Genomic DNA, 23,618 nt, shown 5'->3' on the forward strand with positions numbered 1-23,618 from the left:
CACCCGGGTGGATGCCGGCCTTTCCAGAATCCAGGACGTCTCATGGACCATTTGCTCCCCGTTCAGCTAGTCGAATTGCAGAGCATCGCCACCGATCTGGCCGAGAGTCGCATCGCCCCGCTGGCGGCCGAGGTCGACGCCGAATGCCGCTGGCCCGCCGACTCCATGCAGGGGCTCGCCGAAGCCGGCCTGCTCGGCCTGCAGGTGCCGGTCGAGCTGGGCGGCCGCGGGCAGGGGCTGCTGGGGCTTTGCGTGCTCACCGAAAGCATCGCGCGGGCCTGCCCATCGTCGGCGCTGTGCTACGGCATGCATTGCGTGGCCACTGCGGTGATCGCCGCCAAAGCCACCGAGCATCAGCGCGAGCACTATCTGCGGGAGATCGCCGCGGGGCGGCATATCACCACCCTGGCACTGTCCGAGCAGGGCACCGGCGCGCATTTCTACCTGCCGGAAACCCGCCTGGATGCCGACGGCGACGAGTTCGTCATCGACGGCACCAAGCAGTTCGTCACCAACGGCGGGCATGCCGATTCCTACGTGGTTTCCACCGTGGCGGCGGACGCCGAAGCCGGCGATTTCAGCTGCCTGATCGTCGACAAGGACGGCGCCGGCATGCACTGGCTCGACGCCTGGGACGGCTTCGGCATGCGCGGCAACTCGTCCCGGCCGCTGCGCCTGGAACAAGTGCGGGTGCCGGCGCGCAACCTGCTCGGCGAGCCGGGCGATCAGGTCTGGTACGTGTTCGAAGTGGTGGCGCCGTTCTTCCTCATGGCCATGGCCGGCACCTACCTGGGCATCGCCCAGGCTGCGCTGGACGAGGCGGGCCTGCACCTGCACTCGCGTCGCTACAGTCATTCCGGCGAGTCCCTGCGCGACGTGGAGACGCTGCAGGTCCGCTATGGCGAACTCTGGACCGATCTGGTGAAAACCCGCGCGCTGGTGCGTGAGGCCGCACGCCGTGGCGATGCCGCGCACCCCGAGGCGCTGCCGTACATCCTGGCGTGCAAGACCGAAGCGGCGGAGACGGCGGTACGCCTGGCCAACGAGGCGATGAGCATTTGCGGCGGGGCGGCCTACCGCGACAGCAGCCGCGTCTCCCGGCTGCTGCGCGACGCCCGCGCCGGCCACGTCATGACGCCCACCACCGGTCTGCTGAAGCTGTGGACCGGGCGCAGCCTGCTGGGGCTGCCGTTGCTATGAACGAGCTGCTGCTCGATCAGGTCATGCTGCTCGATGCCGGCGACGGCCGCTTGCGCGAGCGGATCGGCAGCTGGGCAGCGGAGCAGGATCTGCAGCTGCGCTGTCTCGACGGCAGCGCCCCTTCGCTCGGGGAGGATCAGCCGGCGCTGGTGCTGCTGGCGCCCGGCTTGCCGCGCGTAATCGCCCTCGCCCGGCAGCTGCGCAGCCGCTGGCGGGCCGCGCAGCTGCTGTTTCTCAGCGAGGACGCGCACGTCGAGCGGCTGCACCGCGAACTCGGTCCGGCGCCTCTGTTGGGGCCGTACTGGTCGATCGTCGCGCTCGACAGCGACACGTTGTGTCAGCGGCTCGATCAGGCGCTGGCGAGCGTGCGCCGCCGGGCGCGCCTGCGGACCACCCTGGCGCGGGCCAATGCCACGGTCAGCAGCAGCCAATCGAGCAGGCGTCCGCAGCCGACGGCAGAACTCTATCTGCATCACTTCATCGATGCGGCGCGCGATGCCATCGTCGGGCTCGACCGGGCCGGCGCGGTGCTCTACTGGAGCGCCGGCGCGGCCGAGCTGTTCGACCTGACGCAGACCGAGGTGCTCGGACAGGCGGTGAGCGGGCTGCCGTTCTGGAACGCCGACCTGGCGCAGGCACTGGCGCAGGCGCTGGATTGCGACTCGACCCAGACGTTGCAGTTCGAGGAATCGACCCAGGGGCGCGTGCTGGAGGTCGTCGTGGCGGCGGTCTGTGCGACCGATGGCGCGGTGGTGGGGTCGGCCCTGACGTTGCGTGACGTCTCGGCGCTGGTCGCCGAGCGGCGCGCCAGCGAGCTGTACGGGCGCCGACTCGTCGAGGAGCGCGCACACCTGCAGCGGCTGTTCGACCAGGCGCCGGGCTTCATTGCCATCACCGAAGGGCCGCAGCACGAGCTGAAGATCGCCAATCGCGCCTTCCATGAGCTGGTCGGCGCCCGTGAGCTGCTCGGCCTGCCTGCCTACAAGGCCTTTCCGCAGCTGGAGAGCCGTGCGCTGTCCGACCTGCTGCAGCAGGTCTATGTCACCGGGCGCCCCTACCTCGGCCGCCACCTCGCCGTGCGCGTGCGCCCGCAGCCCGGCGGCAAGGCCGAGCGGCGCTACGTGAATTTCATCTTCCAGCCGGTATTCAGCGAGGACGAGCAGGTCAGCGGCATCTTTTGCCAGGGCCATGACGTCACCGCCCAGGTGCTGGCGCAGCAGGAGCTGCAGCGCACCAGCGAGCGCCTGCAGGAGCTGGTCGAGGAGCGCACCCGCGAGCTGGAGCTGAGCCGGCAGGCGCTGTACCAGTCGCAGAAGCTCGAGGCCATCGGCAAGCTCACCGGCGGTGTGGCCCACGATTTCAACAATGTGCTGCAGGTCATCGCCGGCAATCTGCAGTTGCTGCAACCGCTGGCCGAGGACAACCGTGCCGCGGCCAAGCGCGTCGATGCCGCCAGTTCGGCCGTCGAGCGCGGCGCCAAGCTGGCCCGGCAGCTGCTGGCCTTCGCCCGCCGCCAGCCGTTGCGACCGCAACCGACCAATCTTGGCCGGCTGCTGCGCGACCTCGACGAATTGCTGCGCCAGGCCATCGGCGAACACATCGAGATCGAAACCGTGGTCGCTGGCGGCCTGTGGACCACCATGGTCGATCCGCACCAGCTCGAGCAGGTGGTGCTCAACCTCGCGATCAACGCCCGCGATGCCATGCCCGAGGGCGGCAAGCTGACCCTGGAACTGGGCAACGCCATGCTCGATGAGCATTACGCCGCCACCCAGGCCGACGTGGCACCGGGTCAGTACGTGCTGCTGGCGGTGTCTGACACCGGCGTCGGCATGCCGGCAGAGATCATCGAGCAGGCCTTCGAGCCCTTCTTCACCACCAAGCCCGAAGGCCACGGCACCGGCCTGGGGCTGAGCATGGCCTACGGCTTCGCCAAGCAGAGCAGCGGGCATATCCGCCTCTACAGCGAGCAGGGTAGCGGCACCACGGTCAAGCTCTACCTGCCGCGCACCGAGCAGCCCGAGGTGCAGGCGTTGCCGGACATCGTCGGCCCGGTGGTGGGCGGCAGCGAAACCATCCTGGTGGTGGAGGACGACCTGCCGGTGCAGGCCACCGTGATCGAACTGCTCAGCGGGCTCGGCTATTCGGTGTTGCGTGCCAATGATGCGCAGAGCGCGCTGAGCATCCTGCAGAGCGGCATCGGCATCGATCTGCTGTTCACCGACGTGGTCATGCCCGGCCCGCTGCGCAGCACCGAGCTGGCGCGGCAGGCGCGTGTCCTGCAGCCGGACATCGCGGTGTTGTTCACCTCCGGCTACACGCGCAATGCCGTCGTGCATGGCGGGCGCCTGGACCCCGGCGTGGAGCTGCTGAGCAAGCCGTATCGGCAGGAAGACCTGGCACGCAAGGTGCGTCAGCTGCTGAGTACGCAGCGCGGCGACGGCCAGGCCCCCGCACAACGCTGGGTGATGGTGGTCGAGGACCAGCCACAGCTGCTGGCGCTGGCCTGCGAGATGGTCGAGGAGCTGGGTTACCGCGCCCGGGGTTACCCGAATGCCGAGCAGGCGGCGCAGGCATTGCACGAGCAGCGCTTCGACCAGCTGTTGCTGGACGTCAACCTGCCCGGGCGCTCAGGCCCCGACTTCGCGGCCGAGGCCCTGGAAACCCAGCCGTGGCTGAAGCTGGTGTTCGTCTCCGGCGAGGGCCGCATCGACAGCGCTCTGCCGTCCCGCTCTTTGCCCAAACCGTTCAGCTTCGACCAGCTTGCCGAGGTTCTGCAGATGTGAGCAGGCGCGACCGGGGTCGGCCACGGTAGCGACACAGACCGTGCACGCCGATCACCACCGGTGCGGTGAGGGCCAGCCAGCTCAGCCAGTCGCCAGCGCCTTCGGAGACCAGGCCGGCGACCAGTCCGATGATGGACGCCACGGCGACCACCAGCGGCCAAAGCCAGATGCGCATCATGCCCGCACCTCCGCCGTCGCACCGCGCTTGAGCCACAGGTACAGCCCGCTGCCCAGTACGACGATGGTGAGGATATCCAGCAGCGCCCAGAGGACCTTCAGCGGCAGACCGCCGTAATCGCCGAAATGCAGCGGTTCGGACAGTTGCAGCGCGGTGACGTACCAGGGCCGCGCGCCGGCTTCCAGTACCTCGCCATTGGCCGGATCGACCAGCAGCGCCTGGGTCAGGCGCGAGGTCAGTGGCGTGTCGCCGCGCAGGATCACCGCGACATGCTCCGGCGTGGCGCGCAGGGTGCCGGGGTAGGCAATCATCGACACCGCCATGCCGGGTGCGGCGGCCAACACGCGGTCGACGGCGGTCTGCAGCGAGCCGTCGGCAGCGGGCGCCTCGCTGGCGTCCGCCGCGAGCAGCACGCGGGGCTCACCGGCTTGCAGTGCGGCGACCTGTTCGGCCTGCCAGGCCTGGAAGATCAGGTCCGCCCAGGTATTGATCACCCCGGTGAAGCCCACCGCGAGGGCCCACACCAGGGTGACGATGCCGAGCAGGTTGTGCAGGTCCAGCCAGCGGGTGCGCGCGGTGCGTTCCTGGCGCACCTCGCCGAAGCGCAGCTTGCGCATGAAGGGCGCGTAGAGCACCACGCCGGAGACGATCGCCACCATCAGCAGCAGGCCCATGAAACCGAGAAACAGCTTGCCGGCGAGCCCCGCGTAGAGGTCCACGTGCAGGCGGTACATGACGCTCATGAAGCCTTCGTCGAAGTTCGGCGCGCCGAGCACCTCGGCCGTGCGGGCGTCGGAGAGGATCAGCGTCGACTCGCTCTCGTCGGTGTCGACGCGGGTATCGAGCTTGACGTACCAGACGTCCGGCGCGTCTTCCTCGGCGAAGAAGTACAGCGGCACCAGACCGGGGTAGGCCTTCACAGCTTCGGCTGCAACCCGGTCGACCGCAGCGCGCGGCGTGCCCTCGGGCATCGCCGGCGCCTCGATCTCGTTGCCGGTGAGGTGATCGATCTCGTGGGAGAAGATCAGCGGCAGGCCGGTCAGGCACAGCATCAGGATGAACAGCGTAGAGACGAGGCTGGACCACTTGTGGACCCAGCCCCACCGCCGCAGGGTGACTGCCTGCATCAGAAGTCGACCGTGGCGCTGACCGAAAGCGTGCGCGGGGCGCCGAGGACGAGGTAGCCCCGATCGGTGTAGCCACCGGCTGAAGCCCAGTAGTCGCGGCCGGTGACGTTATCCAATCGCGCGCGCAGGGTCACGTCGCGATCTTCGATGACCATGCGATAGCGGGCGCCAAGATCGAAGCGAGTCCAGGACGGGACTTCCAGGTCGTTAGCCGCATCGGCGTACTGGCGACCGGTATAGATCACCCGGCTGGTCAGGGTCAGTCCGTCCAGGCCCGGTACATCCCATTCGCCGCCCACGTTGGCTTGGGTGCGTGGAACACCGATCGCACGATTACCTTCGTTGACGCCATCCTGGGTGCTGGTCAGCTCGGCATCGAGCAGCGTCAGACCGCCAAGCAACCGCACGCCGTAGGTCGGCTCGCCGAACACCGACAGCTCGATGCCGCGGTTGCGCTGTTCGCCGCCGTCGGTAAACACCGAGTTCTCGACGGTACTGAATGGCCGCTCGGTGCTGAACAACGCCAGGCTGCCGCCGAGGTTGCCACCGTCGTACTTGATGCCGACCTCTGTCTGTTCCGATACGTACGGTTCCAGAGCGTCGCCAGGATTGCTGATCGCCACGCCGCCGCTGATAGCCGGTGCAATATCGCCCTTGACCAGCCCTTCGATGTAGTTGGCGTATACAGACACCTCATCGGTCAGCTGATACACCACGCCCGCGACCGGGCTGTTCTTGTAACGGTTGTAAGAAGACAGGCGATTGCCGCTGTTGTAGTCGTAGGTTTTGGCTTCGATGCCCTGGCGGCGCGCGCCGAGGGTGACCAGCAGGCGGTCATCCATGAAGCCCAGCGTGTCGGCGAACGCGAGGCTCTGCGTATGGGTGCGCTCGGTCACATGAGGATCGGACATCGAGCCACCGACGAAGAAATCGGCCGCGGGCATGGCTGTATCGTAGGGATTGTGAAGATCGCCTGCGAAACCTGAGAAGCTGGAAAATGCATAGGCATTGCGGGCCTCGATATCGAACATTGCCGCCGACATCACCAGTTCATGCGAAACCGGGCCGGTAAAGGTGCGCGCCCGAACACCCACTTCGCTGGTGAATACCTCTTCTTCGCGGATGTTGTCGAAGCGATAGGCAGAGGTCGCGCCCGACGCATCAGCGGTCGGATTGGCCAACCGGTTCTGCTCCTCGCCTTCACGCACGCCGGCCGCCAGCCAGCCGGTCACGGCGTCCGAGAAGTCGTATTCGGCACGGAAGGTAACGAAGGTCTGTTTTTCCTTCGAGTAGGTCCAGGATTGGGCGAAATTGTCATCGGCATCCGGTGCACTGGGCACTCCGCCGCTGGGGGTGACGTTCGGCCGTGGCTGGTCGATGAAGTGGTACTGGTGACCGATGTCACCGGACAGGCGGAAGTTGTCGCCCTGATAGTCGAGGCCGAGGGCGAACATGTCGAGGGTGCGGTCCTCGTCTTCGACGGTGGTCTCGCCGGCGCGCTTGGCGGCGTTCAGGCGTACGCCGAAGCGCTCCTCTTCGCCGAAACGACGGGCGATATCGGCGTGGGTCATGGCCTGGCCACCGTTTTCGGCGCCGACGGTCAGGCGCGTTAGCGGCTCGTTCGGCGCGCGCTTGGGCAGGATGTTGATCGCGCCGCCAATGCCGCTGCCGCCCGGGGCGGCGCCATTGAGGAAGGTATTGGCGCCGCGGAACACTTCCACGCGCTCGATGAACTCGGCGGCCACGTACTGGCGCGGCAGCAGGCCATAGAGGCCGTTGTAGGAAATGTCGTCGGAGTACACCGGGAAGCCGCGTACGACATACACCTCCTGGAAGTTGCCGAAGCCGCGGGCGACGCGCACCGAGGGGTCGTTCTGCAGCACGTCGGACACGCTGCGCGCCTGCTGATCCTGGATCAGCTGCGAGGTGTAGGACGTCGAGGTGAACGGCGTTTCCATGTAGTCGCGGTTGCCGAGAATACCCACGCGCCCACCGCGGGCGACCTGTTCGCCAGCGTAGGGTTGGGTCAGACCGTCGGCCGAGGCGTCGGCGCTGGCGGTGATCTCCACCGATTGCAGTTCGACCGGCTCGGTGGCAGTGCCCTGAGCCTGCTCTTCGAGTGGTTCCTGGGCCATGAGCGGTGAGCCAGCGAAGCTGGCGGCAAGGCAAACGGGCAGCAGTGCGGTTTTACGCGGGAAGCGAAGCGTGGGCATGGCGGACCTGACCGGACGTTGAACTGTGAGGGGTGAAGGGGGACGGCTCGGCGGACAATGAGAGCCTGTGCCATCTGAGAGCCACTATCGTAAATAAAAGATAACAATTCGCAACTGTATTCCGCCTAGCGGTGTCGCGGCGCGGTGGCGTGGTGGCGGTACCAAGCGCTCTGGCACGCGGTCCGTCGCGCTCCCTTCTTCTGCAAAAAAAAAGTTTCGCCCTGCCTGTCGATTCATGAACACGCCGGACGACTACTGGCTGAACCCCCGCTCAACCAGAAGACAGGAGACGGACATGAACAACACAACCCGCCAGGACGAAACCGCCATTCGCCAGCTGCACGACGCCTTCGAGCAGGCCATCGGTGCCAAGGATCTCGACCGGATCATGGCGCAGTACGCGCCGGACGTGGTCGCCTTCGATGCAGTGGGCGCGCTGCAGTTCAAGGGCGTGGCCGAGTACCGCGCGCACTGGCAGCGCTGCTTCGAGTTCTGCCAGGGCGAAGGCTTCTTCGAGACTCACGAGCTGCATGTGGACGTCGGCGGCGAGCTGGCCTGTAGCCGCATGCTCACCCATTGCGGCGGGCCGAACGCCGAAGGCGAGATGCAGACGGCGTGGATGCGCGGCACGCGGGTCTGGGCGCGGCGCGACGGCGAATGGAAAGTGATTCACGAGCACTTCTCGATGCCCTTCGACATGGAAACCGGCCAGGTATGCATGTCGTCGACCCCTTCGGCGACGCAGCAGGTCGGTTGAGCGCTGCGCAGCTTCGTCGTTCGTTCAGGCAGGCTTCGCTCCCGGCTGCTAGCTTTTCTGCGTCCCTGGCAGCCGGAGCTTGTGCATGAAATACCTGTGCCTGATCTATTACGACGAGCAGCGTGTGGATGCGCTGACCGATGAACAGTGGCAGGCGCTGGTCGCGCGCTGCCTGAGCTGCGGCGAGGAGCTGCGCGCCAGCGGTCATATGCTCGCCGGCGAACCGCTGCAGTCGGTGCGTACCGCACGCACCGTGCGCGTGCGTGATGGCATCACCTCGGTGGTCGATGGGCCCTTCGCCGAAACCCGCGAGCAGCTCGCCGGCTTCTACCTGATCGAGGCGGCGGACCAGCAGGAGGCCGAGGCCATCGCGGCGAAGATCCCGCCGGCCAGCCTCGGTTGTGTCGAGGTTCGGCCCTTGCGCCAGCTGCCGCAGCGCTGAGCATGCCGCTCACCGGAGCCTTTGCGGCGGCGCAGGTCGAGACGTTCTATCGCCGCGAATCGCGTCGGGTCCTGGCCACGCTGATTCGTCTGCTGGGCGATTTCGATCGTGCCGAGGAAGCTCTGCAAGACGCCTTCGCCGCCGCCCTGCAGCAGTGGCCGCGCGACGGCGTTCCGGACAACCCGCGTGCCTGGCTGGTATCCACCGGTCGTTTCAAGGCCATCGATGCCCTGCGCCGGCGGGCGCGCTTCGATGCCACGCTGCGGCTGCTGGCCGAACAGCTGGAAGATGCAACCGAGGCAGCGGAGGTGGACGAGATGGAAGACGATCGTCTGCGGCTGATCTTCACCTGCTGCCATCCGGCCCTGCCGGCGGATGGTCGCGTGGCGCTGACCCTGCGCGAGGTCTGCGATCTGACCACCGAGGAAATCGCCCGGGCCTTTCTGGCGCCGCCGGCCACCATCGCCCAGCGCATCGTGCGGGCCAAGGCGAAGATCCGCGATGCCCAGCTGCCCTATCGGGTGCCCGAGCGCGCCGAACTGCCGATGCGCCTGGAGAGCGTGCTGCGGGTGATCTACCTGGTGTTCAACGAAGGGTATTCGGCATCCGCCGGGGCGGCGCTGACCCGCGCCGATCTTTGTGTCGAGGCCATCCGCCTGGGCCGCCTGCTCTACGAACTGCTGCCCGATGTGGAGGTGGCCGGGCTGCTGGCGCTGATGCTGCTGCACGATGCCCGGCGCGCCGCGCGCAGCGATGCTTCCGGTGAACTGGTGCGGCTGGATGAGCAGGATCGCAGCCTGTGGGATCGGCAGCAGATCGCCGAAGGTGCGCTGCTGGTGCAGCGTGCCCTGAGCACGCGCGCCTTTGGCCCCTACGCATTGCAGGCGGCCATCGTTGCCGTGCATGCCGAGGCGCCGAGTGCCGCGCAGACCGACTGGGCGCAGATCGTTCGGCTCTACGACGTGTTGCTGCAGCTCAGCCCGTCACCTGTGGTGAGGCTGAACCGCGCGGTGGCCGTGGCCATGCGCGACGGTGCCGAGGCGGGCTTATTGCTGGTGGACGAGCTGCTGGCGCAGGGGGAACTGCAGGACTATCACCTCAGCCATGCCGCCCGCGCCGATCTGCTGCGCCAACTGGCGCGCCCCGACGAGGCTCGCGAAGCGTACCGCAGAGCCTTGCGACTGGTGCAGCTGGAGCCGGAGCGACGTTTTCTGCAGAGGCAGCTGGATGGGCTGGACAGTTGACTCGACGGGTTCGACGCTTGCGGATGCAAGCGCTCAACGCCCAGCGAGGCTGCCATCCGCAGCTGACATTCTGGCGTAGGGTGGGCTTCAGCCCACCGCTTGCGCCAGCGCGATGCTTACCGTGTCGCGCCATGCTACGTCGTAGCGCGATGGTGGGCTAAAGCCCACCCTACGGAGCGGCGTCGCGCTGCGGCGACGAGAGGGGCGCCATGATCAGTTGTCGCAACTACCAGCCGGCAGATAGTCGCTGCGGCTCAGCCCGTGGCGCTGCATCTTCTCGTTGAGGGTGCGTCGTGGCAGCTGCAGCTGAGTCATGACCTCGGCGATATTGCCTTTGCACTGCTGCAGGGCGTTGTGCAGGCACTGCGCCTCGAAGGCTTCCATCTGCTCGGCCAGTGACTGCCCGCCACTGCTCGCCGGGGCCGGTGCGCTGAGGCCGAGGGCGTGGCGTTCGGCGGCGTTGATCAGTTCGCGTACGTTGCCTGGCCAGTCGTGGGCGAGCAGCTGCGTCAGCTCGCCGGGCGTCATCGGTGGCGCGGCGCGACCGTGGCGCTGGGCGGCCTGGCTGGCGAAGTGTTCGAACAGCAGCGGAATGTCCTCACGGCGCTCGCGCAATGGCGGGATGTGCAGTTCGGCGACGTTCAGCCGGTACAGCAGGTCCTCGCGGAAGCGTCCGCCGCGCACCTCTTCCAGCAGGTCCGGCTTGGCCGCGCTGATCACCCGCAGGTCGACCTCGATGCTGCGGTTGGAGCCGAGCCGTTCCAGGGTCTTTTCCTGCAGCACGCGCAGCAGCTTGACCTGCTGCGCCAGCGGCATGCTTTCGATCTCGTCGAGGAACAGCGTGCCGCCGGCGGCATGCTCGATGCGGCCGATGCGCTTGCCCTGGGCACCGGTGAAGGCTCCGCTCTCGTGGCCGAACAGCTCGCTTTCGAAAATGGTCTCTGGGATCGCCGCGCAGTTCAGCGCCACGAACGGTCCACCGGCGCGCGGGCTGAAGTCATGCAGGCAGCGCGCGACCTGTTCCTTGCCGCTGCCGGTCTCGCCCCGGATCAGCACGTTGACGTCGGTACCGGCCAGCTCCAGCACCTGCCGGCGCAGATTGACCATCGCCCGTGATACGCCAAGCAGCTGCGATTCGATACGTCCCTTGCGGGCGAACTGCTCGCGCAGCTGGCGGTTCTCGCAGACCAGCCGGCGCTTGTCCATGGCGCGGCGTACGCTGTCGAGCAGGCGTTCCGGGGTGAAGGGTTTTTCGATGAAGTCGTAGGCGCCCTGGCGCAGCGCCTGCACCGCCATGGGCACATCGCCGTGCCCGGTGACCATGATCACCGGCAGGTCGGCGTCCAGCGCTACCAGCTGTTCGAGCAGGCCGAGGCCGTCGAGATCGGGCATGCGCACGTCGCTGATCAGCACGCCGGGAAAGTCGCGATCCAGCGCCGTCAGCGCCTCGCGGGCGCGGGAGAAGGTACGCACCTGAAAGCCGGAAAGCTCCAGCCACTGCTGCACGGCCTGACGGATCGCCGCCTCGTCGTCGATGAAGATTACCTGCCCGCTCATTGCCTGCTCCTCGCGGTCGCGTCGCGGCAGTTTACTCGGCGGCGCGTGCTTCGGCAGCCGGCAGCGTCAGGGTGAACACCGCGCCCTGCTCGTCATTGCTGACTTCGAGGGTGCCGCCCATGTCGCGCACGATGCCGTAGGAGACCGCCAGGCCCAGACCGAGCCCCTGGCCCACCGGTTTGGTGGTGAAGAAGGGCTCGAACACTTGATCCAGCTGCTCGCCGGGGATGCCGCCGCCGTTGTCGGCAACGCTGAGCTGCCAGGCGTCACCGGCGCGCTCGCAGAGGATGCGCAGGCGCCGCTGCGGTCGCTCGGCCATGGCATCCAGCGCGTTGTGCAGCAGGTTGATCAGCACCTGCTCGAGGCGGATCGCATCGCCATTCACCCTGGCCTCGGCCGGCACCTGGCGGAACACCTCGACCTGCTCGCTGCGGATGCGCGGCGAGAGCAGTTGCAGCGCCTGCTCCAGCACATCGACCAGCGCCAGGTGCTGCTGCAGTCCGGCCGGGCTTTTGCGGGCGAAGGTCTTCAGGTGGCTGGTCAGCGCGGCCATGCGCTCCAGCAGGCCTTCGACATGCCCGAGCCCCTCGCGCACCTCTCCCTCGCGGCCACTGTCGAGCAGCAGGCGCAGGCTGGCCAGTTGCATGCGCAGCGCGGTCAGCGGCTGGTTGATCTCGTGGGCCAGCGCTGCGGACATCTGCCCCAGCGCGGCCATGCGCGCGGCATGCACCAGCTCGTCCTGGGCGGTGTGCAGCTCGCGGGTGCGCTCCTGTACCAGGCGCTCCAGTTCGCTGCGGCTGCGCAGCTCGACACGGTGGGTCTTGCGCCGCTGTGCCAGGTAGAGCAGCAGGAACGCCAGGGTCATCCACACGCCGGCCGCGGCCAGGCGGTAGCTGCGCACGCTGGCCACCACCATCTGCGGGTCGTGCAAGAGGTGCAGCGTCCAGTCTTCCTCGGGCAATGCCAGACGCTGCCAAAGGTACTCGCGGCGGCCATCCGGGCCGTCCACCAGGCGTCGCTCGCTGCCTTCGCCGAGTTGCTGCACCTGGCTGCTCGGCAAGGGTTGCAGGGTCTGCTCGGCATAGCGGCGCACATCCACCAGCCGGCTGCGCTCCTCGTCGCTTAGCGGGCTCAGGTAGCGAAAGCGCCAGGCCGGGCGGTTGGTGAGGATGACGATGTCCAGCGAATCGGCGATCAGCAGGATGCCGGGCTGGCCGACCCAGTCGCGCTGCATGTCCTCCAGTTCGAGCTTGACCACCAGTACGCCGAGCAGCTCGCCGGCGGTGTTCTTCACCGAACTGGAGAGGAAGTAGCCGGGAATGCCGGTGGTGACGCCGACCGCGAAGTAGCGCCCGCTGCCATTGGCCACGGCATCGCGGAAGTAAGGGCGAAAGGCATAGTTGTTGCCAACGAAGCTGCTCCAGTCGCGCCAGTTGCTGGCGGCGATGGTCTCGCCGTTGCGGTCCAGCAGGTAGAGCACCGAAGAGCCGGCGGCATGATTCTGCTGCTCCAGGCGCTGGTTGAGCTGTCTACGCAACTGGCGATTGCCCGGGTCGGCGAGCAGCGCCTGGATGTCGCTGTCCAGCGCCAGCAGCGCCGGCACTGAGCGGAAGCGCTCGACCTGGGTATGAATCGCCTGGGCATACAGTTCCAGCTGCCCCTGCGATTCCTGTCCGCGCTCGGCCCAGGCGCGCTGCTCGGCCAACCGCCCGGCCCAATACATGCTGAGCAGCAGGCCGACGAGAATCAGCGCCACGATCAGGCTGACACGGAAGCGGTTGGCAAGGGCAGGCATGGCTTGGCTCGCGAAGGGACGCGTCGATGGTAAGCGATAGTCGGCAGCGGTGGCGCATTGGCGAGCCTCGGGATAGCACCAAAGTCTTGATTCATCCCAATAGAGGCATAGTGCCATCATTGTTATACTGCGGGCGTTACCGTCAGCTCAGCAGCGATCGCTAGTACGGAACGGCCAGCCGCTCCAGTCGAGGTCCGTCTTGCTCAGAAAAATCCTTGTCAGCCAACTCCGCTTCGGTATGTACGTCCATGGGCTGGACGGCAGCTGGTTCGATCATTCCTTCTGGCGCAGCAAGTTCCTGCTCACCGACCCCGCCGACCTGCAGGCGCTGCGCAGCAGCGGCGTCAAGGCGCTGTGGATCGATACGGGCAAGGGCGTCGATGTCGAAACGGCAACGCCCCCGGCCGCCGAGGCTCCCCAGCTGGTCTCCGACGCCATGCCGATAACGCCTCGGCCTGCCGCACAATCGGCCCAGCAATGCAGCGTTCAGGAAGAAATGCAGCGCGCCGCGCAGGTGCTCAAACGCTCCAAGCAGCAGGTGGCCTCGCTGTTCAACGAGGCGCGGCTGGGCAAGGCCGTCGACCCGCAGCAGTGCCTGCCGCTGGTCGAGCAGATTTCCGCATCGCTGGCGCGCAACGGTTCGGCACTGCTCAGCCTGGCACGGCTGAAGACCAAGGACGAGTACACCTACATGCACTCGGTGGCGGTCTGCGCGCTGATGGTCGCGCTGGGCCGGCAGCTGGGCCTGAGCGAACAGGAAGTCCAGGAAGCCGGCTTTGCCGGGTTGTTGCATGACATCGGCAAGATGGCCATGCCGCTGGATGTGCTGAACAAGCCGGGCAAGCTCAGCGACGATGAATACGCCGTCATGCGCAGCCACCCGGAGCGTGGTCACGCGATTCTGCTCGGTGCGGGAGCGGCCGTGTCCGAGGCGGTTCTGGATGTCTGCCTGCATCATCACGAGAAGATGGACGGCACCGGCTATCCGCATCGGCTGGCCGGTGAACAGATCAGCCGGCTGGCGCGCATGGGTGCCATCTGCGACGTGTATGACGCCATCACCTCGAATCGCCCGTACAAAACCGCCTGGGACGCTTCCGGCTCGCTGGCGCGCATGGCGCAGTGGCAAGGGCACTTCGATACCCAGATCCTGCATGCCTTCGTGCGCACGGTGGGCATCTACCCGCTGGGCTCGCTGGTGCGGCTGCAGTCGGGGCGGCTCGGCGTGGTCATCGAGCACAATGCGCAACAGCTGACAGCGCCGCGCCTGAAACTGTTCTATTCAACCCGTACCCGCGCACCGATCGTGCCGGTGGAGCTGGACCTCTCCAGCCCGCAGTGCAACGACCGCATCGTCGGCCGCGAGGACCCCGCCGCCTGGGGCTTCAGCAACCTCGATGCGCTCTGGAGCTAGATTGACGGTCGTAAACTGGGGGCGATGCGACTAGAATGTCGCCCCCCGAACGCGACTCGCCCGGCGAGTCGCTCAGCAACAGAGCCCGTATTGCCCATGACCTGGCTGCCTGGTCCGCCATAGCGCTGTGCCCCCCTCGCGTCATCCTGCGACTGCCTGTCATGGGGTAGTCGTACGCTGCTGTCCGCGCGTATTGCCCAGCGACAGCTGAACCATTCAAACCAAAAAATCTCGCCTTGTATCGCTGCCGACCGCCCATGGTCTGCATGGTGGTGCTTTTGCTCTGGATAGTCCGATGTTGCAAACGATCAAACAAAACTGGTTCTCCAATCTCCGTGGCGATCTGCTGTCCGGTCTCGTCGTCGCCCTGGCGCTGATTCCCGAAGCCATCGCTTTCTCCATCATCGCCGGGGTCGATCCGCGGGTCGGCCTGTATGCCTCGTTCTGTATCGCGGTGGTGATCGCCTTCGTCGGTGGGCGCCCCGGGATGATCTCCGCCGCCACCGGCGCCATGGCGCTGCTGATGGTGACCCTGGTGCGCGAGCACGGCCTGCAGTACCTGCTGGCAGCGACGCTGCTCTGCGGCCTGTTGCAGATCGGCGCCGGCTACCTGCGTCTCGGCTCGCTGATGCGCTTCGTCTCGCGCTCGGTGGTCACCGGCTTCGTCAATGCGCTGGCCATCCTGATCTTCATGGCCCAGCTGCCCGAGCTGACAGGCGTCACCTGGCACGTCTACGCCATGACCGCCGCGGGTCTGGGCATCATCTACCTGTTCCCCTATGTGCCGAAGCTCGGCAAGGTCATCCCGTCGCCGCTGGTATGCATCCTCAGCATGACCGCCGTGGCGATGTACTTTGGCCTGGATATCCGCACCGTCGGTGACATGGGCGAGCTGCCCGATACCCTGCCGGTCTTCCTCTGGCCGGAAGTGCCGCTCAACCTCGAAACCCTGGCGATCATCTTCCCGTACTCGGCAGCGCTGGCCGTAGTCGGCCTGCTGGAGTCGCTGATGACCGCGACCATCGTCGACGAGCTGACCGATACCAGCAGCGACAAGAACCGGGAGTGCAAAGGGCAGGGCGTGGCCAACATCGTTTCCGGTCTGTTCGGCGGCATGGCCGGCTGCGCGATGATCGGCCAGTCGGTGATCAACGTGAAATCAGGCGGCCGCACCCGCCTGTCGACGCTCGTCGCCGGCGTGGTGCTGTTGCTGATGGTGGTGTTCCTGAGCGATTGGGTCGGCCAGATTCCCATGGCCGCGCTGGTGGCGGTGATGATCATGGTTTCGATCGGCACCTTCAGCTGGGATTCCGTGCGCAACCTCAAGCACTACCCGCTCTCGACCAACATCGTCATGGTGGTCACCGTGGTGGTGGTGGTCTTCACCCACAACCTGGCCTACGGTGTACTGGCCGGCGTACTGCTCGCGGCGATGTTCTTCGCCAACAAGGTGGGACACTACCTGAGCATCGACTCGGCGCTGGATGCCGACGGCAGCGGCCGTCGCTATCAGGTGGTCGGCCAGGTGTTCTTCAGCTCGGCCGACAAGTTCACGGCTGCCTTCGACTTCAAGGAAGCGCTGAGCCGGGTGACCATCGACCTGTCGCGGGCGCATTTCTGGGACATCACCGCGGTCTCGGCGCTGGACAAGGTGGTGCTCAAGTTCCGCCGCGAGGGCACCGAGGTCGAGGTGCTGGGTCTCAATGAAGCCAGCGCGACCATCGTCGACCGCTTCGGCGTGCACGACAAACCCGACGCCATCGACAAGCTGATGAGCCACTGACCAGGAGAACGACAATGACCCACGTAATGGCCTGTATCGACGGCTCCCCGCAAGCGGCCGCGGTCTGCGATTGTGCCGCCTGGGCCAGTCAACGGCTGGGCGCGCCGCTGAGATTGCTGCACGTGCTGGATCGCCGGCAGTTCCCGGTGTCGGGCGACCTGAGCGGCATCATCGGCCTCGGCAGCCGTGAATTCCTTCTGCAAGAACTGGCCACCCTGGACGAGAAACGCGCCAAGCTGGCGCTGGAGGAGGGCCGCATGATGCTCGATGCGGCGCGCCAGCGGGCGCTTTCCGCGGGTGTCGCCCAGCCCGAGTGCCGTCAGCGTCACGGCGATCTGGTCGAGACCCTGCGTGACCTGCAGAACGACACTCGGCTACTGGTGATCGGCCGCCAGGGTGAAGACAGCGGCGACGACATCCAGCACATCGGCAGCCAGCTGGAGAGCGTGATCCGCACCATGCATCGGCCGATTCTGGTCACCGTCGGTCAGTTCACGCCGCCGCGCAGCCTGATGCTCGCCTTCGATGGCAGCGCCACGACACTCAAGGGGGTCGAGATGCTGGCTGCCAGCCCGCTGTTCAAGGGCCTACCGATCCATCTGGTGATGGTCGGCAACGAAGACGACGCGGTGCTGACGCAGCTGAACGCTGCGCGCGATGCGCTGGCCGCTGGCGGCCTCGAGGTACACACCGCCATCCGCGCCGGCGAAGTCGAGCCGACCCTGCATGCCTATCAGGCCGAGCACGGTATCGACCTGCTGGTGATGGGCGCCTACGGCCACTCGCGCATTCGCCAGTTCTTCGTTGGCAGCACCACCACCAGCATGATCCGCACGACCCGCACGCCGCTGCTGTTGCTGCGCTGATCAAGCGCCTCGCGCCGCCGAACAGCGGCGCTCAGCGGTAAAGGTCGGCACGCGTCCAGGGCAGTTCGTGGCCGCCATCGGGCAACGGTTTGGTGGCGAGAATCTGATGCAGGTCGATCCAGTCGCGGCGAAAGCCATAGGAACAACCTGCCAGGTACAGTCGCCAGATGCGCAGCGCCCGCTCCGGCACCAGCGCCTGGGCCTCCGCCAGCCGCGCTTCCAGCCGTTCGCTCCACAGCTGCAGCGTGCGCGCGTAATGCAGGCGCAGGCTTTCGACATCGACGATTTCCAGCCCCGCCTCGCTGATGCAGCTGCTGATGCCCACCAGATGCGGCAGCTCGCCGTGGGGAAACACGTAGCGATCGATGAACTCGCCGGCGCCATGGGCCACCGGGCGGCCGTCCAGGTGGCGCGAGGTGATGCCATGGTTGAGCACGAGACCGCCAGGCCGGACCGCGCCGAACAGCCGCTGGCAGTACAGCGGCAGGTTGGCATGGCCGACGTGCTCGAACATGCCGACGCTCACCACCTTGTCGAAACGGCCGTCCTGCGGCAGGTCACGGTAGTCCATCAGCTCCAGCTGCATGCGGTCCTGCAGTCCCTCGGCTGCCACCCGCTCGCGGGCCAGCGCCAGTTGCTCGCGGCTGAGGGTGATGCCGAAAACCTCGGCGCCGAACTCGCGGGCGGCGAAGCGCGCCAGCCCGCCCCAGCCGCAGCCCACGTCGAGCAGGCGATCGCCCGGCTTGAGCCGCAGCTTACGGCAGATCAGCCGCAGCTTGGCCTGCTGCGCCTGATCGATATCCTCCTCACCAGTCTCGAAGTACGCGCAGGAATAGACCATGTCGCGGTCCAGCCAGAGCCGGTAGAAGTCGTTCGACAGGTCGTAGTGATAGGAAATGGCTTCGGCATCGGTGGCCTTGTCATGCGCCTCGCGCGTGGGCGTTGCGAAGTCATCCACGGACAGTGCGCGACTGATTACGTCGCCGATGTAGATGACCTCCTCCACCGGTCCTAGCAGGTCGATATGCCCCTCGACATAGGCTGCGCCGAGCACATCCAGGCTGGGGCGCGCCAGTTGTGTGACGAGGTTGGGGTCTTTTATGACCAGCGTGACAGAGGGGGCGGGGCCGATATCCATCTCTTTGCCGTCCCACAACTGCAGCTTCAGCGGCAGGCCGAGGTCTTTCAGGGCCGGTAGCAATGTCGCCAGCATGCTTAGATCTCCTATCTGTGCATTGTTCAAAAAATGCTAGACCATGAGTTCCAAACTGTAGGCTATGGTCATGATAGTTTCCTGCTATAGCCGGATATGAGCGCAAATGCGCCGCTTCGCGCGCAGTTGCGAGCGCGTCCGCAAGGAGATGCTTGATGAGCGAACCGAGTCCCCGGCGCGTACTGATTCTGGTCGCCAGCGGCCCCAGCACTCCGGCGCGCTGCGCCGCACCGTTTCACATCGCCACGCTGCTCGCCTGCATGGATGCCGAGGTGACGCTCTACCTAACGGGCGAGGGCGTGCAGCTGGCGCGCCGTGAAGTGGCCGAAACGCTGCGCGCAGTGGATGGCGGCGAGCCCTTGCTGCATTTCATCCGCAACGCCAAGCAGGCCGGCGCGCGGCTGCTGATGTGTCGCCAGCCCGGTGTCCAGCTCGACCCCACGGCACTGATCGCCGAGCTGGATGAAATCTCCAGTGGCGGCGAGCTGGCGCAGATGATCCTCGAATACGAACGGGTGCTGACCCTATGAATCTGCACGGCCTGGAGTTCCCCGACTCGCTGCGCTACGCCCCGGAGCACAGCCTGTGGTTGCGCGAAGAGGCCGACGGCAGCGTCACCCTTGGCCTGACCGCTTACGGTTGCGCGCTCTATGGCGAGATCTTCGCCTTCACCCCCAAGCGCGTCGGCGCCCGCATCGAGCGTGAGCGCAGCTTCGGCGTGGTCGAGTTCGCCAAGGCTGCGTCCTCGGCGCGTAGCCCGTTGGCCGGCGAGCTGCTGGCAGTGAACGAAGCGCTACTCGAGCGACCGGCGCTGATCAATCAGGACTGCTACGGCGATGGCTGGATGGTCCGGCTGACGCCGGAGGGCTGGGCCACCGTGCGCGGGGAGTTCCCGCTGGGCAAGGCAGCCGAAGCCGCCATTGTCGAACGCATGCGCCTGGACAACTTCGACCCGGCCAACGCCCATGTGCAGGCGCTGCAGTGGAAGTAACGGTGCGGGAGGTGCGGTAGCCTGGGCTTCGACCCACATCCCAACAAGATGCCGAGGTGCGATTCGATTGCGCCGCGATAGGCGCTCAGGATTTGTCCGGCGTCGAACTGTCCAGCACCTTGTCACAGCTTTGCTTGATCGCGTGGTCCAGCTGCCGAATGCAGATATCGATCGCCAGATCGCGGGTGCGCTTGTTCGCCCACTCCAGCTCGGCCAGCGTCTCGATCAGATCCTGATGGCCGTTCTCGTTGAGCAGCATGCCGTGCTGAACGATCAGCGTCCTGCCCTGAAAATTCAGCTGCACCGGATCGCGCCCCACAAGGGATGCGCCAGCAGCCAGCAGACAATCGATATGGTCCCGTAGCGCATGCAATGCACGACGCTCATCGATCCGGTCACTCAAAACGTCTCTCCTGTCCCTGGAAAGAAAAGCCGCGATTGTGACGCGCTTCGCACGATATGGCGATAGCGTTTTGATATCGGTCGCTAGGTCAGACTGTCGCGTTCCGAACCGGGGCTGGCGGGGCAGGAGTACGGCAGGAGAGGCGGGGCAGTTGGCGAAAGGCTGTGAGAGCCAGGTGTCGGACATTGATTCAGCTGAACGACGCGCGCGCTATGCTTCGGCGAAGCAGGGTCGCCGGACAAAGGACACGTAGCTTTTTAGGAAAGCCCTGCAGGTGACCGCCCATACTCCCTCTACCCGAGGAGGCTGCCATGTATCGCCCCGAAGATTTTCGTCTTGATGGTCAGGTTGCGGTCGTTACCGGTGCCGGTGCGGGGATCGGCCAGGCGATCGCGCAAACGTTTGCCGCCGCAGGTGCGGCAGTGTTGGTCAGCGATTTGTCGTTAGCAGCTGCCGAAGGGGTGCGTGCTGAGATCGTCGCTGTCGGTGGTCAGGCCGCCGCCTGCGCCTGCGATGTCACCGATGAGACCCAGCTCGAGCAACTGGTCGAGCACTGCGTGGACGACTTCGGCAAGCTCACCTTGCTCGTCAGCAACGCCGGTGGCGGCGGCCCGAAGGCCTTCGACATGCCGATGGCAGATTTCCGTCGAGCCTACGAGCTGAACGTGTTTTCTCTGTTTCGCCTGGCGCAGCTGGCGGCTCCGCATATGGAGCAGGCCGGTGGCGGAGCGATGCTGGCGATCACCTCGATGGCCGGCGAGAACCGCAACCAGCACATGGCCTCCTACGGTTCCTCCAAAGCCGCGGCCAACCACCTGATCCGCAACATCGCCTTCGACCTGGGGCCGCGCGGTATCCGCGTTAACGGCATCGCCCCAGGCGCAACGCTCACCCATGCGCTTAAAGGCGTGCTCACCAAGGACATCGAACGCCAAATGCTGGCGCATACGCCCCTTCAGCGTTTGGGTGACCCACAGGATATGGCCAATGCGGCGCTGTTCCTCTGTTCACCTGCGGCGGCCTGGATCAGCGGCCAGATCCTCACGGTCTCCGGCGGTGGGGTGCAGGAGCTGGGCTGAATACTCCCGGAGGCGGGCCGGCCATCATCAAGCCCTACCGGGGCCTTCAGAAGAGAAATTGGCGGAAGGCAGTGAGAGTCGAACTCACCCGGGAGCGGCTGCCGCCCCCAACCGGGGTTGAAGCCCGGCCGCACCACCGGGTGCGATTGCCTTCCATCACGATTGCCAGGCAACGTGGTAATTCCCCATAGGCACTGGCGCCACCGTTACGCAGGCAGGACGAAAGCTAACACGTCTGCACCGATTAATGGCAGCATCGGCAAGCTGTGAGGCCGGTCACACACAGGCCAACCGATCACCAAGGAAGTGACTAGGCGCTGGTACGCCCGAAGGACAGGGAGAGGGAGATATGAAGGCTGAATGGAACGACGCCCCGGACTACATCAGAAGGCGCCCGCGCAAGGGAGCCGTAGCATGGCTGATACCAGGGCTGATCGGCACCGCGATCATGCTGGCCGCGCTACAGATGGTGAGTTCGGCATTCCTCAAAGGCACCGCCCAGGGCATCGTCGATAAACGCATCCAACCCAAGCCAGCCCCCGTAGCCGAGATCACGCGAGCAGAGCCGGCAGCGACCAAGGATTGGGACAGGGTAGTAGAGGAAGTGGCCGCGAGAGGTGCAACGCCTCAGCCGCAATCGACTCAACCTCAAGCTAGCTCGGCAGTACCGCCGCCAAAGCAAACCGTATTCAACGACAAAAACTACGTTCCCCAGGGCGTGACCAATATCGTTCCAGCTACTCGGGTTATCCCGGAGCCGGCCGTAGCGATCCCAACCCGACAAAAAGAAATTGTAGTTGTAGGCAAAGAGCGACGGATCAGCGACTTTTGCCCTGGTCGGGAAGGAAGTATTCAGCGCAGAAACTGCAAGGCCAGTGTTAATTTGAATATTCGTAATTGATGGATGGCTTAAGGTCGAAATCGATTAAAAAAGGAGGTTTTTTGTGGGTGGGAAAATAAATGTAAAGTCTATTAGCTTCGGAACTGTAGATGCCGAAGCGGATCGTAAGTTGGCAGAGTATTTTATTAAAACAAACAAGGTTAACGACGTGCTGGATTTAAAGAGCGCGCACGTTATCGGAAGAAAGGGAGCTGGCAAGTCATCAATGTTCACTCAGCTACCAAGATTGATTGCTGAGCGCTATGGAAAGAAAACGCGTGTTAGCCTCATGACTCCCGATCAGTACGCGTGGGGTGCGCTGCGTGAATATACTGAGCAAGGATTACTTCCCGAGCAGGCACACACTAATGCTTGGAAGTTTACAATTGCTATTGATGCTGCTTCAGCTATTCTTGAGATCGATAAAAGCTCATTTGATGATGTCGAGCTGGAAGCAATAAAAAAGATCGAAAAGTTTTTATCTAGCAATTTTGGAGCGGAGGCTCCCACCCCTACAAGCACCGCCAGAAGGCTTCTGAAAGGGCTTTCCTCATTCAATATAGAGGCCTTTGGTTTTGGAGTGGGTTTTGAACGAGAAAAACAAGAGCAAAATCTAACGCCAGAAATTATTGACCAATTGCTAGATGTAACATCCAAGGCCTGTAAAACTCACGGCGTCATCGTTGCGACAGATAGGCTCGACGACTCATGGGACGGTTCAGATATTTCCAAGAGCCTTCTTGTCGGTCTTCTCAAAGCAACGAAAGAGATTAATGACAAATACTCAGAGCCGGACGGGACTGGTCTCCGGGTATTAACTTTCCTTCGTTCAGATATATACCAAGTTTTGCACTTTGATGATAAAGATAAGCACAGGTCAGTTGAGGATGAAATAGTCTGGTCCCCAGATGAATTGAAAGAAATGGTTAATGCGAGACTGCCAAATGACGTCACAGTAGAAGCCATCTTTGAAAAGGGGGATATGCGAGGAAGTATTTCGCCGTTTAATTATATTGTTAAGCGTACGTTTTTACGGCCGCGCGAAGTTATTCAGTTTCTTCAGGAATGCCAAAGAAGATGCTCTCGTGAAGACACCGAAATATCCAAGGACGTTATCCGAGAGGCTGAGGAAAGATACAGTACTTGGAAGGTGGAGGATTTGAAACAAGAATATAGGCGAGTATTTGCTGATTTTTCAGAAGTGCTTGAAGCACTGCGTCAAACACAACATCGCTACGACTCAATCGACGATTTTATCGCGACACTTGAAAGCAAGATCCCAGAAATATGTAGCAGGCACGGCGCTCGGGAGCTTCTGAAAAAGCTATTTGATGCGTCTATCATCGGCGTCCGGCTAGGCAACGCAGGCACTGCGAGATATAGATGTGAAGACCCCGACCTGCTCTTGCCGGCGACAGGGTCCGTTTATATACATCAAAGCCTCTATAGAGGTCTTAGTATTCGCGAGACGAGGGCAAGCTAGCTTTCTGTCCCTAGTATTCAGGTCAGCAGCGAAGTGTCGAAAAAGTGTCGAAAACGTAGTCAGGCACTGCCCAATAAAGACCAAAAGAGCCGAACGAGCGTCGACTGTCTGACCAGAATATGCCAATACAGACCATTGATAATAAGGACTAGAACAGGATTTGAAGCCCGGCCGCACCACCGGGTGCGATTGCCTTCCTTATCTGGT

The 23,618-nt window shown here is 64.6% G+C and carries 20 protein-coding genes and 1 tRNA gene; 13 read left to right on the forward strand and 8 right to left on the reverse strand.

Annotation, left to right across the window (positions count from 1 at the left end; all coding sequences use genetic code 11):
* Window positions 1–42 precede the first annotated feature (42 nt).
* Together OUY36_RS01245 and OUY36_RS01250 are read left to right on the forward strand one after the other, a co-directional pair.
* The gene (locus OUY36_RS01245) at window positions 43–1,200 is read left to right on the forward strand and encodes an acyl-CoA dehydrogenase family protein (protein ID WP_267931782.1); all 1,158 of its coding nucleotides are present in this window, start codon (window positions 43–45) and stop codon (window positions 1,198–1,200) included.
* Complete coding sequence (locus tag OUY36_RS01250) at window positions 1,197–3,986, forward strand: response regulator (RefSeq protein WP_267936383.1); 2,790 nt, start codon at window positions 1,197–1,199, stop codon at window positions 3,984–3,986. Before OUY36_RS01245 ends, OUY36_RS01250 begins: the two co-directional genes overlap by 4 nt.
* On the opposite strand, the gene OUY36_RS01255 is transcribed toward OUY36_RS01250, so the two are convergent.
* Genes OUY36_RS01255 through OUY36_RS01265 form a run of 3 tightly spaced genes read right to left on the reverse strand, consistent with a single transcriptional unit; the run spans window position 3,949 to window position 7,504 of the window.
* Window positions 3,949–4,164, reverse strand: a complete 216-nt coding sequence (locus tag OUY36_RS01255) for a hypothetical protein (RefSeq protein ID WP_267931784.1) — start codon at window positions 4,162–4,164, stop codon at window positions 3,949–3,951. The two genes, OUY36_RS01250 and OUY36_RS01255, sit on opposite strands and share 38 nt — an antisense overlap.
* Window positions 4,161–5,291, reverse strand: coding sequence for a PepSY-associated TM helix domain-containing protein (locus tag OUY36_RS01260; protein WP_267931785.1), 1,131 nt, complete (start codon window positions 5,289–5,291; stop codon window positions 4,161–4,163). The genes OUY36_RS01255 and OUY36_RS01260 overlap by 4 nt, the downstream gene beginning before the upstream one ends.
* Window positions 5,291–7,504 (reverse strand): TonB-dependent receptor, encoded by a 2,214-nt coding sequence (locus tag OUY36_RS01265; RefSeq protein WP_267931786.1) that lies wholly within the window; start codon window positions 7,502–7,504, stop codon window positions 5,291–5,293. Before OUY36_RS01265 ends, OUY36_RS01260 begins: the two co-directional genes overlap by 1 nt.
* Before the next feature lie 295 nt (window positions 7,505–7,799).
* On the opposite strand from OUY36_RS01265, the gene OUY36_RS01270 reads away from it, so the two are divergent.
* The 3 genes from OUY36_RS01270 (at window position 7,800) to OUY36_RS01280 (ending at window position 9,947) form a co-directional block, all read left to right on the forward strand.
* Complete coding sequence (locus tag OUY36_RS01270) at window positions 7,800–8,261, forward strand: YybH family protein (RefSeq protein ID WP_011911394.1); 462 nt, start codon at window positions 7,800–7,802, stop codon at window positions 8,259–8,261.
* Window positions 8,262–8,346: 85 nt separating this feature from the next.
* The gene (locus OUY36_RS01275) at window positions 8,347–8,703 is read left to right on the forward strand and encodes a YciI family protein (RefSeq protein ID WP_102839286.1); all 357 of its coding nucleotides are present in this window, start codon (window positions 8,347–8,349) and stop codon (window positions 8,701–8,703) included.
* A gap of 2 nt (window positions 8,704–8,705) precedes the next feature.
* Window positions 8,706–9,947, forward strand: a complete 1,242-nt coding sequence (locus OUY36_RS01280) for an RNA polymerase sigma factor (RefSeq protein ID WP_230726725.1) — start codon at window positions 8,706–8,708, stop codon at window positions 9,945–9,947.
* Between the two features lie 213 nt (window positions 9,948–10,160).
* On the opposite strand, the gene OUY36_RS01285 is transcribed toward OUY36_RS01280, so the two are convergent.
* Window positions 10,161–11,504: a sigma-54-dependent transcriptional regulator gene (locus OUY36_RS01285; RefSeq protein ID WP_208217215.1), complete on the reverse strand. Its 1,344-nt coding sequence runs from the start codon at window positions 11,502–11,504 to the stop codon at window positions 10,161–10,163.
* Between the two features lie 31 nt (window positions 11,505–11,535).
* Complete coding sequence (locus OUY36_RS01290) at window positions 11,536–13,299, reverse strand: sensor histidine kinase (protein WP_267931787.1); 1,764 nt, start codon at window positions 13,297–13,299, stop codon at window positions 11,536–11,538.
* A 199-nt stretch (window positions 13,300–13,498) separates the two neighbouring features.
* Between OUY36_RS01290 and OUY36_RS01295 the strand changes: the two genes are divergently transcribed.
* From OUY36_RS01295 to OUY36_RS01305, 3 genes are all read left to right on the forward strand, one after another.
* Window positions 13,499–14,713 carry an HD-GYP domain-containing protein gene (locus tag OUY36_RS01295; protein WP_267931788.1) on the forward strand — a complete coding sequence of 405 codons (1,215 nt, stop codon included), beginning with the start codon at window positions 13,499–13,501 and terminating at the stop codon, window positions 14,711–14,713.
* A 295-nt stretch (window positions 14,714–15,008) separates the two neighbouring features.
* Entirely contained in the window at window positions 15,009–16,496 is a 1,488-nt protein-coding gene (locus OUY36_RS01300) for a SulP family inorganic anion transporter (RefSeq protein ID WP_230726722.1), read from the forward strand.
* A 14-nt stretch (window positions 16,497–16,510) separates the two neighbouring features.
* Window positions 16,511–17,362: a universal stress protein gene (locus OUY36_RS01305; protein ID WP_267936386.1), complete on the forward strand. Its 852-nt coding sequence runs from the start codon at window positions 16,511–16,513 to the stop codon at window positions 17,360–17,362.
* Between the two features lie 31 nt (window positions 17,363–17,393).
* Here the strand turns inward: OUY36_RS01305 and cfaB are convergent, their stop codons facing one another.
* The gene (cfaB, locus tag OUY36_RS01310; protein WP_267936387.1) at window positions 17,394–18,575 is read right to left on the reverse strand and encodes a C17 cyclopropane fatty acid synthase CfaB; all 1,182 of its coding nucleotides are present in this window, start codon (window positions 18,573–18,575) and stop codon (window positions 17,394–17,396) included.
* Between the two features lie 155 nt (window positions 18,576–18,730).
* On the opposite strand from cfaB, the gene OUY36_RS01315 reads away from it, so the two are divergent.
* Complete coding sequence (locus tag OUY36_RS01315) at window positions 18,731–19,105, forward strand: DsrE family protein (protein WP_125870899.1); 375 nt, start codon at window positions 18,731–18,733, stop codon at window positions 19,103–19,105.
* Entirely contained in the window at window positions 19,102–19,566 is a 465-nt protein-coding gene (locus OUY36_RS01320; RefSeq protein ID WP_267936388.1) for a glycine cleavage system protein H, read from the forward strand. The genes OUY36_RS01315 and OUY36_RS01320 overlap by 4 nt, the downstream gene beginning before the upstream one ends.
* Window positions 19,567–19,651: 85 nt before the next feature.
* On the opposite strand, the gene OUY36_RS01325 is transcribed toward OUY36_RS01320, so the two are convergent.
* Window positions 19,652–19,969, reverse strand: coding sequence for a hypothetical protein (locus OUY36_RS01325; RefSeq protein WP_102839295.1), 318 nt, complete (start codon window positions 19,967–19,969; stop codon window positions 19,652–19,654).
* 311 nt (window positions 19,970–20,280) lie between these two features.
* Here OUY36_RS01325 and hdhA point away from each other — a divergent pair, with 311 nt between their 5' ends.
* Window positions 20,281–21,048, forward strand: coding sequence for a 7-alpha-hydroxysteroid dehydrogenase (gene hdhA, locus OUY36_RS01330; RefSeq protein ID WP_267936389.1), 768 nt, complete (start codon window positions 20,281–20,283; stop codon window positions 21,046–21,048).
* A gap of 59 nt (window positions 21,049–21,107) precedes the next feature.
* Here the strand turns inward: hdhA and OUY36_RS01335 are convergent.
* Window positions 21,108–21,203, reverse strand: a tRNA-Sec gene (locus OUY36_RS01335).
* Window positions 21,204–21,397: 194 nt separating this feature from the next.
* On the opposite strand from OUY36_RS01335, the gene OUY36_RS01340 reads away from it, so the two are divergent.
* Window positions 21,398–21,949 (forward strand): hypothetical protein, encoded by a 552-nt coding sequence (locus OUY36_RS01340; protein WP_267936390.1) that lies wholly within the window; start codon window positions 21,398–21,400, stop codon window positions 21,947–21,949.
* A 43-nt stretch (window positions 21,950–21,992) separates the two neighbouring features.
* Complete coding sequence (locus tag OUY36_RS01345) at window positions 21,993–23,411, forward strand: P-loop ATPase, Sll1717 family (RefSeq protein WP_267936392.1); 1,419 nt, start codon at window positions 21,993–21,995, stop codon at window positions 23,409–23,411.
* Window positions 23,412–23,618: the final 207 nt, after the last annotated feature.

Source organism: Stutzerimonas sp. R40042 (assembly GCF_026642215.1).
Taxonomy (GTDB): Bacteria; Pseudomonadota; Gammaproteobacteria; order Pseudomonadales; family Pseudomonadaceae; genus Stutzerimonas; species Stutzerimonas frequens.

Bases quoted from the DNA above. Each gene is read 5' to 3' on its own strand.
- OUY36_RS01245 (WP_267931782.1), top strand. From the start codon at position 43: ATGGACCATTTGCTCCCCGTTCAGCTAGTCGAATTGCAGAGCATCGCC.
- OUY36_RS01250 (WP_267936383.1), top strand. From the start codon at position 1,197: ATGAACGAGCTGCTGCTCGATCAGGTCATGCTGCTCGATGCCGGCGAC.
- OUY36_RS01255 (WP_267931784.1), bottom strand. From the start codon at position 4,164: ATGATGCGCATCTGGCTTTGGCCGCTGGTGGTCGCCGTGGCGTCCATC.
- OUY36_RS01260 (WP_267931785.1), bottom strand. From the start codon at position 5,291: ATGCAGGCAGTCACCCTGCGGCGGTGGGGCTGGGTCCACAAGTGGTCC.
- OUY36_RS01265 (WP_267931786.1), bottom strand. From the start codon at position 7,504: ATGCCCACGCTTCGCTTCCCGCGTAAAACCGCACTGCTGCCCGTTTGC.
- OUY36_RS01270 (WP_011911394.1), top strand. From the start codon at position 7,800: ATGAACAACACAACCCGCCAGGACGAAACCGCCATTCGCCAGCTGCAC.
- OUY36_RS01275 (WP_102839286.1), top strand. From the start codon at position 8,347: ATGAAATACCTGTGCCTGATCTATTACGACGAGCAGCGTGTGGATGCG.
- OUY36_RS01280 (WP_230726725.1), top strand. From the start codon at position 8,706: ATGCCGCTCACCGGAGCCTTTGCGGCGGCGCAGGTCGAGACGTTCTAT.
- OUY36_RS01285 (WP_208217215.1), bottom strand. From the start codon at position 11,504: ATGAGCGGGCAGGTAATCTTCATCGACGACGAGGCGGCGATCCGTCAG.
- OUY36_RS01290 (WP_267931787.1), bottom strand. From the start codon at position 13,299: ATGCCTGCCCTTGCCAACCGCTTCCGTGTCAGCCTGATCGTGGCGCTG.
- OUY36_RS01300 (WP_230726722.1), top strand. From the start codon at position 15,009: ATGTTGCAAACGATCAAACAAAACTGGTTCTCCAATCTCCGTGGCGAT.
- OUY36_RS01305 (WP_267936386.1), top strand. From the start codon at position 16,511: ATGACCCACGTAATGGCCTGTATCGACGGCTCCCCGCAAGCGGCCGCG.
- cfaB (WP_267936387.1), bottom strand. From the start codon at position 18,575: ATGCTGGCGACATTGCTACCGGCCCTGAAAGACCTCGGCCTGCCGCTG.
- OUY36_RS01315 (WP_125870899.1), top strand. From the start codon at position 18,731: ATGAGCGAACCGAGTCCCCGGCGCGTACTGATTCTGGTCGCCAGCGGC.
- OUY36_RS01320 (WP_267936388.1), top strand. From the start codon at position 19,102: ATGAATCTGCACGGCCTGGAGTTCCCCGACTCGCTGCGCTACGCCCCG.
- hdhA (WP_267936389.1), top strand. From the start codon at position 20,281: ATGTATCGCCCCGAAGATTTTCGTCTTGATGGTCAGGTTGCGGTCGTT.
- OUY36_RS01340 (WP_267936390.1), top strand. From the start codon at position 21,398: ATGAAGGCTGAATGGAACGACGCCCCGGACTACATCAGAAGGCGCCCG.